The organism is Pseudomonas baetica (genome assembly GCF_051216495.1).
GTDB lineage: Bacteria > Pseudomonadota > Gammaproteobacteria > Pseudomonadales > Pseudomonadaceae > Aquipseudomonas > Aquipseudomonas baetica_B.
Window position 1 is genome coordinate 1 of the sequence record NZ_JBPKAM010000051.1, and the last position, 16,350, is coordinate 16,350.

The window sequence follows — 16,350 nt, forward strand, 5'->3', positions numbered from 1 at the left end:
AGCAGGCTCGCTCCCACAATGGGGGCTTCAACGGCTGTGGCCAATCCCCAATGACGCCGCCATCCGAACCAGATCGGCAAAGGACCTGGCGTGCATTTTCTTCATGGCATGGGCGCGGTGAATCTTGATGGTGATCTCGCTCAGGTTCATCTGTCCCGCAATCTGCTTGTTCATCAGGCCTTTGGCGGCAAGCGCCATCACCTCTTTTTCACGCGGAGTCAGAGATTCGTAGTGGGCGTGCAAATCCGAGGATTGCCGCTCGACTTCACGGCGCCTGATATCTGATTGAAGGGCGGCGGTCACCGCGTCCAGAAGATCCTGCTCACGAAACGGCTTGGCCAGAAAATCCACGGCGCCCGCTTTCATGGCCTTGACGGACATCTCAATGTCGCCATGGCCAGTGATGAAAATGATCGGAATGCTGGTGTTCGATTCCACCAACTGCCGCTGGAAGTCCAGGCCGCTGCTACCTTGAAGCCGTACATCCAGGACCAGGCAATTGGCGCCCTCTGTCTTCGGCCGGCGGAGAAATTCCGCCGTGGATGCGAACGTCTCGACCCGAATGCCGGCAGAGTGCAACAGGTTGCTCAATGCATCGCGAATGGAGGCATCGTCATCCACCACGAACACAATGGAACCATTGCTTTGCGACTCATTGAATGGAGCGTTTATGCACGACACTCTTCGGAATTGATCGGGGAAAAAGTGTAGCACAGCGCTTTTGCCTGCCTTGATACAGGCGCCATGCACAACAGTTACGGCAGGAAGATCTTGCAGGCCTTTATGCAATAAAGCTCGCTCTTGCAACTAACATCATCGAGAAAAAATCACGGGGAGAATGAAGCAGCGCATCGACCTGGGCACTATGACTTTTCCCACGAATGCACCAACTGCAAAAGTGCTCGCAGTTGTTGGAAAAAATCCTGTAACGGCTTTCACCGATTCTCGAACATGCCCGGCTGACGACTTCATCACTGGAAAACTCGCACGGTTCCTGGACCATCCAGACAGGCCGGCCGTTGGCAAAACCTTCAAGATCCGTCACCTCGATGGGGCTCGCCTTCAGAGAGTTGCTATAGCCGGCATAGTCGGCCGTGATAACAAACGCTGTTCAACCCTGCACGACCGGAAGCGTGAATTGCACCGTGGCACCGCAAGGCTGGTTGGCGCTTGCCCACAGACGCCCGCCATGGGCCTCGATAATCGAACGACAGATCGACAACCCCAGCCCCAGGCCGGTGGGCTTGGTGGTGTAGAACGAGGTGAACACCAGGTCGGTGTTTTGCGAAGCGAATCCGGGCCCCGAATCACTGACGCTGACACGCAGCCCCCCCTCCTCGCCCAACACCACGCTGATGTGCAATCGGCGCTCGCCTTCTTCAACGCTGCCCATGGCCTCGAGCGCGTTCATGATCAGGTTGAGCAGCACCTGTTGCAGCTCGACACGGTCGCCTTCGATGTGCGGCAAACCGTCCATGAGCTGCGTCTGCAGCGAGGTACCGCTCTTGACGATCTGGCCACGGGTGAATTCGATCATTTCGCCAATCGCCGCGTTGACGTCCACCGGTCCCTTCTGTGGTGGCGTCTTGCGGATGTGCCCACGGATCCGCCCCAGCACGTCCGCCGCGCGGTTGGCATCCAGGATTAGCCGGCCGAGCACATGACGGACCTCGTCGAGCTCCGGCGGCTGGGTGTTCAGCCAACGCTGCGCGGCATTGGCGTTGAGTATCGCCGCGGCAATCGGCTGATTGACCTCGTGGGCGATCGACGCCACAAGCTGGCCCATGGTCGCGACACGGTTGGCGTGGGACAACTCGGCCTGCACCTCGCGATAGCGCCGTTCGCTCTCGCGTGTTTTTTCTTCCGCCCGCTTGCGCTCGGTCAGGTCCAGCACGAACGCGACCCCTTCCTTGCTGTTGGCTTCGAACATGGCCAGGCCGAGGATGACCGGCAAGCGGCTGCCATCCTTTTTGAAATACTCCTTCTCGAATGGTTGGGCATGGCCGGTTTGCACGGCCTGCAGCATGGAGCGCTCGCTGAGTTCGCGAAACTCCGGCACAGTCAGATCCCGCCAGCGCAGGCGACCCTGCACAACATCCTCGCGTGCGTATCCCAGCATGCACAGGAACGCATCATTGGCCTCGACGATATCGCCTTCGGCATTCCAGACGACGATGCCAATGATGTTGGCGTCTACCAGGCGCCGGATCTTCGACTCGCGCTCCGCAACCTCGCGGTACAGGCGGGCGTTTTCCAGCGAGATGGCTGCCTGGGACGCCACCAGTTTGAGCACGGCAATGCGGTTCTGGCTGAACGCTCCGGCGGCCAGATTGTTTTCCAGATAGAGCGCGCCGACGAGCTTGGCCTGGTTCATCAACGGCAGACAGAGAATCGAGCGAGCGCGATGCTGGCGAATGTAGGGGTCGGCGGCAAACGTGGCCTCGACCATGGCATCGTCCAGGAAAAGGTTCTCGCGGGTACGCAGGACATGATAGAGAACGGACTCCGACAACAGCTGTGTGCTGACGGGCTCATCGCGCAATAGCGTCGCGCTGCCGCCGGTGGTCACTTGCGCCGCGATCCGATGCTCGCCGCCGTCCGACAGAATCAACAGGCCGCGTTCGGCGCCGGCCTGTTCGATCGCCGTGCACATGACCATGTCGATCAGCTTATACAGGACGATCTCACCCGACACGGCCTGGGAAACCTTCAGGACCGTGGCAAGGTCAAGGTGCTCGACCGCGGTGGCCATGGTAGTCGTCGGACCTGGCGCAGGCTCCCCGGTCCGCAGCCACGGATGCTTCGCTTCAAGCTGGCGCACCTTGCCATCGGCGCCCCAACGCAGCCAGGCGTAGTGAGCATCCTGCAAATAGACACGGGCTATTTTCCCAAGTCCACGGGCGCCATAGAAACGAGACGCCCGTTCATTGGCAAGCGCCTCGATGTGAACAAAACCACTCTCCTGCGCCAGGGTGATGGCTTGCTCATACAGCAGCTCGGCCTCCACCACGCGCCCTTCGATGCGGGAGATTTCGGCACCGACCAACGCGGCCCGGCTCGCAAAGTTTTCCGGGCACTGTTGTGCCCAGCTCTGGAGCTGACGGTGATCGACGGCCATGGCGATCAGGAGCGATGCATGCTCGTCGGCAGGGGCGTTGTCGCACCAGGCCGCCCGGGCCAGTGCATCATAGAAGTAAAATTCGGCTTCCTCGAAGAACGACTGGCAAACCCAGAGCAGCTGCTGCGCCTTGGCGGCGGCATCCAGGGCCTCTGCTGGATCGTCGGCCAGGTAGCGGGCCTGGAGTTTGCGAACCCAGTACAAACACTCGGCGAGTACCAGGTCGGGGCTGCTGGACAAATGGGCTTCGATGCCAGATTCGTTCGATGCGCCTTCCTCCAGGCGACCGAAGGTTGGGGTCAAGCCCCGGAGCATCCGTATCAGCGCCAGTTGCGTAACGATGAAATCGGTCACCAGCCCGAAACGCACCTTCCTGGCATAAGCCAGCCCTTGTTCGGCTTCGCCTTGCACCTCGGACAAGGGCTCACCGGCGAAGAGCAAATCGGCGGTGAGGTTGTTGCCCGCATAGGCACCATAAGGCAAATCGCCGATCCGGTTCGCCGCCGCGAACGAACGGCGCAGCAAGTCCCGGCATTGCGCCACAGGTCTCATCCAGCGCACGGCAAAACACGAGAAGCACAGGTAGGTGCTGGCCTCGAATCGCGTCAGGCCACGTCGCTCGACAAGGTCGCAACCCAGTTGGCCGAAGCGGAACCCGATCTGATAGTCACCGAAGCGTCGGCCGGCAACCATGAAGACATTCGCGTACAGCACGCAGGAGGCATCGCAATTGCCCCACTCGAGGCTCAGGCTGACCGCCTTGCAGATCAACAGGCACGACAGGTTGGCGTCGGTCTGCACGGCGGGCGCAAACAGCTTGCTCAGCGCGTTGACCGTCACCAGCGACGTGGCGTCCTCCATCAGCGGAAGATCAATGAGATCTTCGATGGCCCGGTCCCCCAGCAACGAACCGATCCGTTCGTACTCGCGACGCACTTCATCGTCGCTCGGATGCGCCGACCACTCGATACCGACATGCCGCAGGTAGTCCAGACAAACCGCCACCGCACGGTCACTGCGATCGAGCAGCAGGTAAACGTCCATTTGCAGGCACGTCACGCTGGCCCGTTCGATCACGGTGGTGGTGCGATCCGACAACACGCACAGGCGCTTGTCCGCGGCAGTTAGCTGCCCGGTCAGCAGTTCGCATTCGGCCCGGTTCAACTCCAGCTCGAACATCAACCCATGCCGGTGCCCCCAACAGTCGTCGCGGAGCAACTGCGCCCCCGTGGTCAGGTAAGTGAGCGCCGATGTGTAAGCGGTCGAGGCCTTGGCGCGCTGTCCGGCCATCAGGTTGAACTCGGCCAGTCGCTCACGCTCACCCTGCTCCGTGAGCAACGTGGCGCCGCGGTTGAGCTGCCCGACGATTTCAAAGATCGCCTCTTCCAACCTTTCTTCAGGCGTCTGCGCGGCCAGCAACCGCCCGATTCGCAGATGCGCCTGCGCGCGCGATGCCTTGGGGATCAGTGAATAGGCAGCCTCGTGGATACGGTCATGAACGAAACCATAACCACCCTCCAGGCGTTCGACCAATTCCTGGCGAATCGCTTCCCACAACACCGTGCGGACTTGCGCCCTGGGCATGCTCATGACGGCGGTTAACGCGCTGACACTGCAAACGTTGCCCAGGCAAGCAAGCTGCTGCAACGCCTGCTGTGTCTCGTGCGGCAGACGCGTCAGTTTGTCGACCATCAGGTCGACGACATTGTCGGTATAGCCCTTGGCATGGATGCGCTGCGGATCCCAGCACCACTGCCGCGCCTCCTGATCGAACGTCAGCAATTGCTCTTCGGCGAGCGCTTGCAGGAACTGGATCACAAAAAAGGGATTGCCGGCGGTCTTGTCCAGCACCAGCTGCGCCAGGGGTTCGACTCGCGCAATGTCGTCATGAAGCGACTCGGCGATCAACTGTTCGATGTGCCCCCTGGCGAGCGGCGCCAGCATGATCTCATCCACCCTGCCCCCCGCACTGCGAATGGCCTGCAGCTTGCCCGTCAACGGGTGCGCAACATCGACCTCATTGCTGCGATAGGCCCCCACCAGCATCAGGTACTGTATGTCCGGGCTGGTCAGCAGATCCTCCAGCAAGTCGAGGGTGGCCGCATCGAGCCACTGCAGATCATCGAGAAACAGGGCAAGCGGATGTTCGGCCCGCGCGAACACACCGATAAAGCGCCGGAACACCAGGAGGAAACGGTGTTGCGCCTGTTGCGGGTCGAGTGGCGGTACCGGTGGTGGCTCGCCGATGATGAGCTTCAGTTCGGGAATGAGGTCGGTCATCAGCCGTGCATTGGGTGTCAGCGCCTCCTGCAACGCCTCGCGCCAATGCGCCAGATCCTCGTCATTCTTGCCCAGCAGCATGCGCACCAGGCTTTGAAAGGCCTGCACCAGCGTTGAATAGGGAACATCGCGCCGGTATTGATCGAACTTGCCGGAGGCGAAGATGCCTCGTGGCGGCACCAGCACTTTGTGCAGTTCATTGACCACCGACGATTTGCCGATACCGGAGTAACCGGTGACCAGCACCAACTCGGTCACGCCGCTTGCCACGATTCGACCGAACGCGGTCACCAGCGTATCGACCTCCCGCTCGCGCCCATACAGTTTTTCGGGAATCAGCAAGCGATCGCTGGCGCCGTGCTCGCTCAGTGCAAAGGTATCGATACGGCACTGGTGCTGCCAGCCGGCCAGGCATCGACGCAGATCATGCTCGACACCCGCGGCCGTCTGGTAGCGCTCCTCGGCGGTTTTCGCCAGCAGTTTCATGACGATGTCGGACAGCGCTTCGGGAACGGTTTCAACCCGCTGGCTCGGGGATAGCGGCTTTTTGGCGATATGGCAATGCACCCATTCAATCGGGTCCCAAGCCGAGAACGGCAGCGCGCCAGTCAACATTTGGTACAGCGTGACGCCGAAGGAATAGAGGTCACTTCGCGAGTCGACCGAGCGATTCATCCTGCCGGTCTGTTCCGGCGCCATGTAAGCGAGCGTGCCCGCGATGGTCTCCGGCGCGTGTCGTTCCCGTGGCAGGCGCGAGGCCAGGCCGAATCCGGTAAAACGGGCCTGGCGGTCAGCGCAGTTGACCAGGATATGGCTGGGCTTGATGTCTTTATGGATCAGTCCGCTCTGGTGCAGCTTGCCCAGCGCCACCGCGATGCTGATGGCGTGATGCAGGAAAACGGTGGTCTCCATGGGCGCGCCAAGCTGTTGCAGGAGTGGCTCGCCACCGGGGTCCTCAAGCAGCAATTTTATCCGCCCATTTTCGCGCACCAACTCAAGCGGTCGTACCGCCCAACCGGCATGCAGTTCGTCCTTGAGGGAAAATTCGTGAGCAAAACGCGCCAGGCAGGCCGCCAGCGGATGTTCGGCGGCGGGCCGGGCCACCAGGACATTGCTGTCCCCCTCTGCCCCCGAGCGTGATTCCCGACAAAAGTTACGCTCACCATCATCCCAGAATGTCTGCATGCGGTTATCCATCGAAGTGGGGGCGGGATCCCCATGACCGGTGTTTTCGGTGGGCCCCGGAACAGCTCGTGCTGTGTTGCGGTTTCGCGCCTGATGGCCGGTGCCCCAGGAACATAATCACGAAATGTATTACCCGATAATCCGCAGGATGTCATGCAATAGCAGTGGCGACATCACGCTTTGGTTTTGGCCACTCATACGTAGATATAACTTTCCGCCCCTTCAGGACTGCGTATCTTGTAGGCAGGCCAAGTGCTGTCACGAGAAATCAAATGAAGCAAAACACCCCGATATGCACGGCGACCATTGCCATTGTCGATGATGACGACTGCGTTCGACACGCCCTGGAAAGCCTGTTGCGATCCGGCGGTTACAAGACCCGGATCTATGGCAGTGCCCTGGAATTTCTCGGCGCGAACGTCTCGGCGGAAACGGATTGCCTGGTTTCCGACATCCAGATGCCGGGCATGAGCGGTATGGAAATGGTCGAGCAACTGGTCGCGATGGGCTTCCACATCCCCACCATTTTCATCACTGCTTATATGGGAGCCGCACCCGCCCTTGGCGCTCACGCGCCAGAACTGGTGGCCTGCCTGCCCAAGCCCTGCGATGCCGACCGGTTGCTCAGTTGCATCGAATCCGCCCTGCTCCGGCGGCACTGAGAGAAAATCAGACCAGCGCACTCCTGCGCTTGAGCTCGCTGTTGAGAATGAAGTCATTCTCCGAATAGTCCACCGGACAATCGATCACGTGCACCCCCGGCTCGCTGATGCAGCGCTGCAGCAGCGGCAGGAAGCTTTCGGCGCTTTCTACCCGATGCCCTTTGGCACCATAGCTTTGCGCATACATGACGAAGTCCGGGTTGCCGTAGTCCAGGCCGAAATCGGTGAAGCCCATGTTCGACTGTTTCCAGCGGATCATGCCGTAGCCGTCATCGCGCAGGATGATGACCGTCAGGTTCATCTTCAGGCGCACGGCGGTTTCCAGCTCCTGGCTGTTCATCATGAAGCCACCGTCTCCGCACACCGCGACCACCGGCCGGTCCGGGTAGACCAGGTGCGAGGCCATCGCCGACGGCAGGCCTGCGCCCATGGTCGCCAGGGCGTTATCCAGCAGCACAGTGTTGGGCTTATGGGCCTTGTAGTTGCGGGCGAACCAGATTTTGTAGATGCCGTTGTCCAGCGCCACGATGCCCTCGGACGGCAAGGCACGACGCACGTCGGCAACGAAACGCTGTGGGTAGATCGGGAAGCGGTTGTCGTCCGCCCCCTCGATCACCTGGGCTTCGTTGGCTTCGCGGATCGTCATCAGGCGAGTGAAGTCCCAGTGTGACGTGTCATTCAAGGCTTCACCGATCTGCCAAACAGCATTGGCGATGTCCCCCACCACCTCGATCTGCGGGAAGTACACAGGGTCGACTTCGGCGGAACGGAAGTTGATGTGGATCACTTCGGTGCCGCCACGAACCATGAAAAACGGCGGTTTCTCGATGACGTCGTGGCCGATGTTGACGATCAGGTCGGCGGCTTCGACGGCGCGGTGGACGAAGTCGCCGGCGGAGAGCGCCGCGTTGCCGAGGAAGCGCGGATGACGCTCGTCGACCACGCCCTTGCCCATTTGCGTGGTGACAAAGGGGATGCCGGTCTTATCGATCAGTTGCTTGAGGACCTTGCAGGTCATCTTGCGATTGGCGCCGGCGCCGATGACCAGGATCGGACTGCGGGCGGCCTTGAGCTTTTCTACGGCGCCTTCGATGGACTTGTGCTCGGCCAGGGGACGACGGACCAGGCTTGGCGGGATGGGCATGCTGTCGGTTTGTTCGGCGGCGATGTCTTCCGGCAGTTCCAGGTGCACGGCGCCGGGCTTTTCTTCCAGCGACAGACGAAAGGCTTCACGCACGCGGGACGGGATGTTGTCGGCGGAGGCGAGCTGATGGGTGTACTTGGTCAACGGTTGCATCATGCCGACCACGTCGAGGATCTGGAAGCGACCCTGCTTGGACTTCTTGATCGGTTTCTGGCCAGTGATCATCAGCATCGGCATGCCGCCGAGGTAGGCGTAGGCACCGGCGGTCACCAGGTTGGTCGCGCCCGGGCCGAGGGTCGACAGGCTGACACCGGTTTTGCCGGTGAGCCTCCCGTAAGTCGCTGCCATGAAGCCAGCGGACTGTTCGTGACGGGTCAGCACCAATTGGATCGGGGATTTTCGCAACGACTCCAGCAGGTCCAGGTTTTCTTCACCCGGAATGCCGAATACATACTCGACGCCTTCGTTTTCCAGGCATTGCACGACGACATCTGCGGCCTTGGCCATTTCGCTACCTCAATATCTGTGGGCGCTCACGCGCGTTGGCGATGATCGATCATGGGGCATGCCCCACTGTTTCACACGGACGGCGCTACCGTGACGTCGGCCTGACCACTCTGGGCCAATGCGGCATGAACGAACCCTTCTGCCTTTTTGCGCTCGATGAAGTCCCGGACATAGGCTGCACCGGCGACGCAATGGCGTGGGACTGCCATGGCCTGTCGAATGGCGGTAAACGCACCCACTATAACCCGATACGCCGGGTTGCCAGCCGCCACCTGCTCCAGTGGTTGACGCACCCCCGCCGCCGCATCCAGCCCCTGCTCGACAAAAAGATCCACGGCACCCGCCGAGGTTTCAGCGCGCTCAAGCTGCGCATGCTGCAACGTGCGAGACAGGAATAGATCGTAGGCCGCACCTTTGCCGACCGCCAATTTCAGGCCAGGCTGATCCAGATCCTCGACCGCCTGGTAAGGCGAGTCAGCCGTCACCAGGTAAGTGCCTTCGATGATCACGTAGGGTTCGCTGAAGGTGATCTGTTGCTCGCGCACCGGCTCGATGGCCAGGAAGGCCAGGTTCCAGGCGCCCTCCTCCAGGGCCGCGAAGACCTTGCCGGCGGCCTCGAACGTGATCATCTCCAAATCCACGCCAAGCTCTTCAGCCAGGGCTTTTGCCAGGGCGACGGACACACCCTGCGGCGATCCGTCCTGACCTTTTTGTGCCAGGACAGGATTGCCAAAGTTGATGGCGGCACGCAGCACACCGTGTGGCGCCAGATCCTCGATTACCGCAGGGTTGATCGCATTCATTTTTTTACTCCCATTTTTTTTGTGAAATGCCTGCCTTAAGGGCTAATACGGCTCACTGAACGTAACTGTAGGAGCGAGCCTGCTCGCGATGGACTCAAGAGCGTCGCGATGAGCCAGTAAACACGCGTCATCGTTAACGACCATCGCGAGCAAGCTTGCTCCTACAAAAAACCATGCTGGCTCAAGGTCTCAGTGCGTCTCGCCGCCCAGGGCAACGGCTTCTGGCGCGCCCTCCTTATTGGCCACCCGCATGAACAACGTCATCAAAAAGCCCACCAGCAACAATGCGCTGAGGAACAACAGGCCATTGGCGGCGCTGTGGCTGTTGCCCTTGACCATGCCGATCAGCGAGGGACCGACGAAGCCGCCGAGGTTGCCGATCGAATTGATGACCGCAATCGATACCGCCGCCGTGGCGCGATTGAGGAACAGCGTCGGCAAGGCCCAGAACGGCGACTTGAAACTGTACAGCCCGGACAGCGCGAGGCAAATCATCGCCATGGCCACAAACGGGTTGGCCAGTACCGCTGCGCCCACCAGGCCCAGCGCTGCAATCAGCAAGGGCACGGCCGAGTGCAGTTTGCGTTCATTGCGCAGGTCGGAGCTGCGCGACCAGAGGATCATCGCCGCCGTGGCCACGATGTACGGCAGCATGGCGATCAGGCCGATCTGGGTATGAGTCAGGGACTCGGAAAAACTCTTGATGATCTGCGGCATCCAGTAGCCGACGCCGAGACTGCCGCACTGGTACACAAAGTAAATGAACGACAGGTACAGCACCTTCGGGTTGGTCATCGTCTTGTAGACGCTCAGGCTCTTGACGTTCTTGCGGCTCTGGCGGTCGCGCTCCAATTCGGCGATCAGCCATTCTTTTTCTTCAGGTTTGAGCCACTTGGCCTGCTCGGGTTTGTCGGTGAGGAAGAAGTAGCAGGCAACACCGAGGAATACCGCGGGAATGCCCTCGAGAAACAGCATCCAGCGCCAGCCGCTCCAATTGAGCCAGCCGATGTTGTCCATGATCCAGGTGCTCATCGGCGCGCCGATGATGTAGCTGACCGGAATGGCGGCGGTGAACAGCGCCACGGTGGTCGCCAGCTCTCGGGAACGGAACCAGAACGTCAGGTAAACGATGATCCCCGGGAAGAAACCGGCTTCGGCCACCCCAAGGAAAAACCGCAGGATGTAGAGCTGGTTGGCGGTTTGCGCGAAGGCCGTCAGCGCCGCAATGGCGCCCCAGGTCACGAGGATGCGGGCGATCCACACCCGGGCGCCAAACTTGTTGAGCATCACGTTGCTCGGCACTTCGAACAGGAAGTAGCCGATAAAGAAGATCCCCGAGATGAAGCCGAAGGCCTCGCTGGACAGCGCCAGCTCCTTGTTCATTTGCAGGGCGGCGTAGCCAATATTGGCGCGGTCCAGATAAGAAACGATGTACAGCAGGAATACGAAGGGAATGATGCGTAGCGTGACCTTGCGGACAATCGCGGTTTCGTCGAGCGTCTTATTGTTGTTCATGGTGACCTCACTGCAAGCAGGCGTGCGCCTGCTTGTTTCTATTCAACGTTTCGATTCAACGGAGCATGGGTTCAGGCCGAAAAGACCATGCACACGGGGCTGCCGGTGGAGACCGAGAACCCGGTCTTGCGCAGCCCACCCTTCTGCGGATCCACCGCCATCGAAATGATGGTGTCGCTGTCCTCGTTGAGTGCGAACAGGTAGCGCTCGTTGGGGGTCAGTGTGAAGAATCGCGGGGTCTTGCCGTCGGTGGGCATGAACTCCACCGGGCTCAGCATCCCCGTGCCCTGGTCGATGGCAAACACCGCCACGCTGTCGTAGCCACGGTTGGAGGCGTAGAGGAAGCGGCCGCTGCGGTCGACTTCGATCTCCGATGCCCGGCTGTTGCCGGTGAAGGTCGCCGGCAGCGAGGGCAGGATCTGCATCGGCGTCAGCCCGCCGTTGCGGGCATCGAAACGGTAGGCGGTGACGCTTGAGTCCAGCTCATTGATCACATAGGCAAACGCGGCACGGGGGTGGAACGCCAGATGACGCGGCCCCGCCCCTTCGCGGCTGACGACAAAAGGTTGATCTGCCGGGAGCAACTTGCCGTTGTCGAAGCGGAAACTGAACACCCGGTCCAGGCCCTTGTCCGGCACCAGTACATAGTTACCGCTGTGGTCGAACGGGTTGAAATGCGGCTTGGAAAACGGCTGCTCGACCCGGTGCGGCCCCATTGGCCCTTCCAGTTTGAGCAATTGGTTCAGCGTGCCGAGCGCACCGTCCTCGCCTACGTTCATCACCGCCAGGGAGCCGGTGATGTGGTTGGACACCACCAGGAAGCGTTCGCTGGGGTCGAGCGCCAGGTGCACCGGGTTCTTGCCTTCGCAGCTTTGCTGATTGAGGAAGGTCAGTTTGCCGGTGGCCTTATCGACGCTGAAGGCGCTGACATCGCTCTTGTCGCCATGGACGGTGTACAACCGGTCGCCCGCCTTGTTCAGGGCGAGGAACGACGGATTCACCAGATCCTTCACCACCTGAACCAGCGCCAGCGTGCCCGCTTCCTGATCCACTTTATAAACGCTGATGCCCTCACCGCGAGCGTTTCGCTCCTTGGTCGTGCGCGATCCGACATAGGCGTACATAGGGGTGGTTCTCCGTGCATCAGTTGGTTTTTCAGGGGTATCACTGGCGTGGGCAAAACCGCCGGGCAACAACGCTCCCAGCAGGGACGCCCCGGCAATCGTGCTCATCTGCTTGAGCACCGTGCGGCGGGTTGCGCCGGTGAACGGGGGCTCGTCGGGTTGAATGGCAGGCACGGGCAGGCCTGCGTCGTTATCGTCGCTTCGCATGGTAGCTGTTCCTTATTATTGTTGAAGGCAAATGCCAGGGTTCGGGATTGGAGCCCGAATCAGAGCCGCGTTCGCTGCACCACTTTGCGGATCACGAAGGGCAGGACGCCGCCATTGATCAGGTAGCGGATTTCCTGAAGGGAATCGATGCGCACGCCCAGGTCTACCTGTTGCTGCTCACCGTTGGCACGCTGAATGACCATCGTCACCCGGTTCTCACCAACGCCAAGGTCATCCAGTCCGAGAAAATCGAAACGCTCATCGCCCTGCAGCGCCAGGTCGTCCACCGACTGACCGGTTGGGAACTGCAATGGGATGACCCCCATGCCGATCAGGTTGCTGCGGTGGATCCGCTCAATGCTTTGCGCCACAACGGCTTTGACTCCGAGCAATGCCTGGGCCTTGGCAGCCCAGTCGCGACTGGAACCGGCGCCGTAGTTGATGCCGGCAAAGATCACCATGGGTGTCTGCAGCGCAGCATGACTCTTGGCTGCTTCGTACAGCGGCAAGCACTGCGTGCGGTCGGCATTCCAGGCCCAAGCGCCCTGCCCCGGCTGGTTATCGCCCAGCAGGCGGTTTTTCACTGATTTGTTGGTGAAGGCTCCGCGCAGCATCACTTCATGGTTGCTGCGGCGGGTGGAGTACTGGTTGAGATCCCTGGGATCCTCGCCACGCGCCAACAGCCATTGCCCCGCCAGGCTGTCGGCCGGGATGGAATACGCCGGCGAGATGTGGTCGGTGGTCACGTTGTCGCCCAACACCATCAGAGGGCGTGCACCGCTGATGGCCAGGGTGGTTTTCGCCAGGGCCGGGATATCGGCCAGGTACTGCGGGCGTCGCAGGTAAGTCGAGTCCGGGCTCCAGGGGAAGCGAACGCTGCCTTCAGCCGACAGCGCCTGCCAGTGGTGCGTGCCCTCCCACACCTTCGCCAGGCGCTGCTGGAAGAACTCGGGCTTGACCACCCGGGCCACCTGCGCAGCGATGTCCGCATCCGAAGGCATCAGGTCATGCAGGTACACCGGATCGCCGGCGCGGTCATGGGCCAGGGCCTGGGACTCCAGGTCTATGTCGATGGTCCCGGCGATGGCATAGGCAACGCACAGGGCCGGCGACGCCAGGTACCCGGCAGGCACCTTGGGATTGACCCGCCCTTCGAAGTTACGGTTGCCGGACAGCACCACCACACCCTTGAGGCCTTCATCGGCGAAGCGTTCGACATGCTTTTCCAACTGCCCGGAGTTGCCGATGCAGGTCATGCAACCGAAGCCGGCCAGATCAAAACCCAACGCCGAAAAGTCTTCCAGCAGGTTGGCCTCGGCCAGATAGTCAGCCACCACACGGGAACCCGGCGACAAGGATGTCTTGACCCACGGCTTGCGCTGGAGCCCCAACTGACGCGCCTTGCGCGCCAGCAACCCGGCCTGGATCATCTGCGCAGGGTTGGCGGTGTTGGTGCAACTGGTGATCGCCGACATGACCACCGCGCCATGGGTAATCGATTCGCCGAACGCCGGTTCGTAAAAGCGCTGGTCGGCGAGACCGGCGATCAGGCCAGCACCACCCATGACTTGTTCACGGAACGAAGTCGCGGCGCTGGACAGCTTCTGCCGTTGATGCGGCTGGTGGGGGCCGGCGACGCTGGCTTCGATGCAGCTCAAGTCCAGCTCGATCAGTTCGTCGAACTGCGGCTCGGCCAGCTCATCGCGACGCCACAGCGGCTGGGCACTCATGTAGCTGACGACCTTGTTGCACAGGGGTTCGGAACGACCACTGAGCTTGAGGTAGGACAGGGTTTCATCGTCGAACGGGAAAAACACCACGGTGGCGCCATATTCCGGGGCCATGTTGGACACGGTGCCACGGGCCGCCCAGCTCAAGGCCGACAGGCCGGGACCGGTGAACTCGACGAACTTGCCGACCACAGAGCGCTGGCGCAGGATCTCGGCGACGTGCAACGACAGGTCGGTGGCGGTGACGCCGGGGCGCAACGCGTTGGTCACGCGGATCCCGACCACCTTGGGAAAACTGATCGGCACCGGCTCGCCGACCATGGCGGCCTGCCCCTCCAGACCGCCCACGCCCCAGCCCAGCACGCCGATGGCGTTGATCATCGGGGTGTGGCTGTCGGTGGCGACCATGTCGTCCGGGTGCAGCAGACGTTGCCCGTCTTCAGTGCGACTCTCCCACACCACCTGCGCCAGCGCTTCCATGTTCATCTGATGGATGATGCCGGTGCCTGGCGGGATCACGCCGAAATTATCCAGGCTCTTCTGCGCCCACTTGATGAAGCGATAGCGTTCGCTGTTGCGGCGAAAATCGATGTCCAGGTTCTGCTCGACCGCATCGGCCTCGGCGTAACGCTCGACGATCACCGAGTGGTCGATGGTCAGCACCGCCGGAATCAGCGGGTTCATGGCGCTCGGATCGCCGCCCAGTTCGGCCACCACATCACGCATGCCGGCAAAGTCGGCCAGGGCCGGCAGGCAGGTAGTGTCATGGAACATCAGGCGGTTGGGCTGGAATGGCACTTCACAGTCGTCACCCTGTCCCACGGCGCGCGCCAGTACCGAGGGCAGCGATTGCGGCGAGCAGCGCGCCACGTTCTCCAGCAGGATGCGGATCGAATACGGCAGCTTCGATACCTGCGCCGGGGTCAGCAGCTTGTTCAAATCGATGTAGGCGAACGACGCGTTATCGATCACCAGATGATTGATGAGGTCGCGGGCAGTCTCGGTCATGCTCATATCGCTCAGGCTTTTTTATAAGAATCGCGGTGATCGTGACCGCTGTTGAGCCGATATTAGGAGCAAGCCGTACTGCTGAAAATTGATCAATTACCACAGCAGCGTTCTCCAATGGAGAACGCTCGAGGATGTTATGCAAGACTCAACTGGTCGATCAGGGTTTTCACCGTGGGCGACGCGCTTTCGTATTTCTTGAAGACCAGCAGCAGTGCCCGCCGTGCCCAGGGCTCGTCCAGGGTCACGGCCTTGAGTTTGTGACTGCGCAAATACTGGTTGATGACGCTGCGCGGCAGCACGGCCAACCCGAGGCCGGTCGAGACCATGCGGCACATGCAGTCGAAACTGCTGATGCGGATCCTGAGCTTGAGCGCCATCCCCAGTTTTTCCGCCTCGCTGGTCAACAGCGCATGCATCGAACTCTCCAGGTGCGGCCCGACAAACTCATGCTCGAGCACTTCCTTGAAACGCACCGACTCGCGCGTGGCCAGCGGATGCCCGCCGGGTACCACCAGGGTCAATTCGTCATGGCGATAAGGCCGCGTTTCCAGCCCCTGTGCCGGTGTCTGCGCGGCGATGATGCCCAGGTCGGCGCGCCCGTCGGCCACCGCGCGAATCACGGCCGACCCTACCCGTTCCTCGATATCGAACTTGATTTGCGGGTAGAGCGCCACGAAGCGCGACACGTCGTCGGGCAGGAATTGAGACAGCGCGGAGGTGATGGCATGGAGGCGGATATGGCCTTTGATCCCGGTGGCGTAATCGCCGAGTTCCTGGTCCAGTTGCTCGATCGTCTGCTTCACCTGACGGGCGTAAAACAGCAACGATTGCCCCGCCGGCGTCAGGTCCACGCCTCGCGCATTACGGATCAGCAGTGGCGAACCCACCTGCATTTCAAGCTCGGTGATCCGCTTGCTGACGGCGGACACCGCAAGATGCTTGAGGCGGGCGGCACGGGTCAGGTTGCGCTCATCGGCCACCGCGATAAACAGGTCCAGGCTGGTGATGTCGTAGCGCACTGACTGTGTCCTCGTTGACTGGCGCCCACCCTCCCTGTAGGAGCG

General features: G+C 61.1%; 10 protein-coding genes. 1 reads left to right on the plus strand and 9 read right to left on the minus strand.

All coding sequences use genetic code 11. From position 1 onward, the window contains the following. Nucleotides 1–27: 27 nt before the first annotated feature. The 3 genes from ACSFE6_RS18395 to ACSFE6_RS18405 all read right to left on the minus strand — a co-directional run bounded on the left by ACSFE6_RS18395 (nucleotide 28) and on the right by ACSFE6_RS18405 (nucleotide 6,583). On the minus strand, nucleotides 28–672 hold the full coding sequence (locus tag ACSFE6_RS18395; protein ID WP_435428987.1) for a response regulator transcription factor: 645 nt from the start codon (nucleotides 670–672) through the stop codon (nucleotides 28–30). Nucleotides 673–781: 109 nt separating this feature from the next. Further along, entirely contained in the window at nucleotides 782–1,099 is a 318-nt protein-coding gene (locus tag ACSFE6_RS18400; RefSeq protein ID WP_435428988.1) for a lecithin retinol acyltransferase family protein, read from the minus strand. A gap of 12 nt (nucleotides 1,100–1,111) precedes the next feature. After that, the gene (locus ACSFE6_RS18405) at nucleotides 1,112–6,583 is read right to left on the minus strand and encodes a trifunctional serine/threonine-protein kinase/ATP-binding protein/sensor histidine kinase (protein ID WP_435428956.1); all 5,472 of its coding nucleotides are present in this window, start codon (nucleotides 6,581–6,583) and stop codon (nucleotides 1,112–1,114) included. 272 nt (nucleotides 6,584–6,855) lie between these two features. On the opposite strand from ACSFE6_RS18405, the gene ACSFE6_RS18410 reads away from it, so the two are divergent. Further along, nucleotides 6,856–7,245 (plus strand): response regulator transcription factor, encoded by a 390-nt coding sequence (locus ACSFE6_RS18410; RefSeq protein WP_435428957.1) that lies wholly within the window; start codon nucleotides 6,856–6,858, stop codon nucleotides 7,243–7,245. 7 nt (nucleotides 7,246–7,252) lie between these two features. On the opposite strand, the gene ACSFE6_RS18415 is transcribed toward ACSFE6_RS18410, so the two are convergent. The 6 genes from ACSFE6_RS18415 to ACSFE6_RS18440 form a co-directional block, all read right to left on the minus strand. Beyond that, a complete protein-coding gene (locus ACSFE6_RS18415) occupies nucleotides 7,253–8,896 on the minus strand; it encodes an acetolactate synthase large subunit (protein ID WP_435428958.1) in 1,644 nt (547 codons plus the stop codon). 71 nt (nucleotides 8,897–8,967) lie between these two features. After that, a complete protein-coding gene (locus tag ACSFE6_RS18420) occupies nucleotides 8,968–9,699 on the minus strand; it encodes a transporter substrate-binding domain-containing protein (protein ID WP_435428959.1) in 732 nt (243 codons plus the stop codon). A gap of 189 nt (nucleotides 9,700–9,888) precedes the next feature. Next, complete coding sequence (locus tag ACSFE6_RS18425; RefSeq protein WP_435428960.1) at nucleotides 9,889–11,214, minus strand: MFS transporter; 1,326 nt, start codon at nucleotides 11,212–11,214, stop codon at nucleotides 9,889–9,891. Nucleotides 11,215–11,285: 71 nt separating this feature from the next. After that, nucleotides 11,286–12,338 (minus strand): lactonase family protein, encoded by a 1,053-nt coding sequence (locus ACSFE6_RS18430; protein ID WP_435428989.1) that lies wholly within the window; start codon nucleotides 12,336–12,338, stop codon nucleotides 11,286–11,288. Nucleotides 12,339–12,604: 266 nt separating this feature from the next. Beyond that, nucleotides 12,605–15,283: an aconitate hydratase AcnA gene (acnA, locus tag ACSFE6_RS18435; RefSeq protein ID WP_435428961.1), complete on the minus strand. Its 2,679-nt coding sequence runs from the start codon at nucleotides 15,281–15,283 to the stop codon at nucleotides 12,605–12,607. A 137-nt stretch (nucleotides 15,284–15,420) separates the two neighbouring features. Then, nucleotides 15,421–16,305 (minus strand): LysR substrate-binding domain-containing protein, encoded by an 885-nt coding sequence (locus tag ACSFE6_RS18440; protein ID WP_435428962.1) that lies wholly within the window; start codon nucleotides 16,303–16,305, stop codon nucleotides 15,421–15,423. Nucleotides 16,306–16,350: the final 45 nt, after the last annotated feature.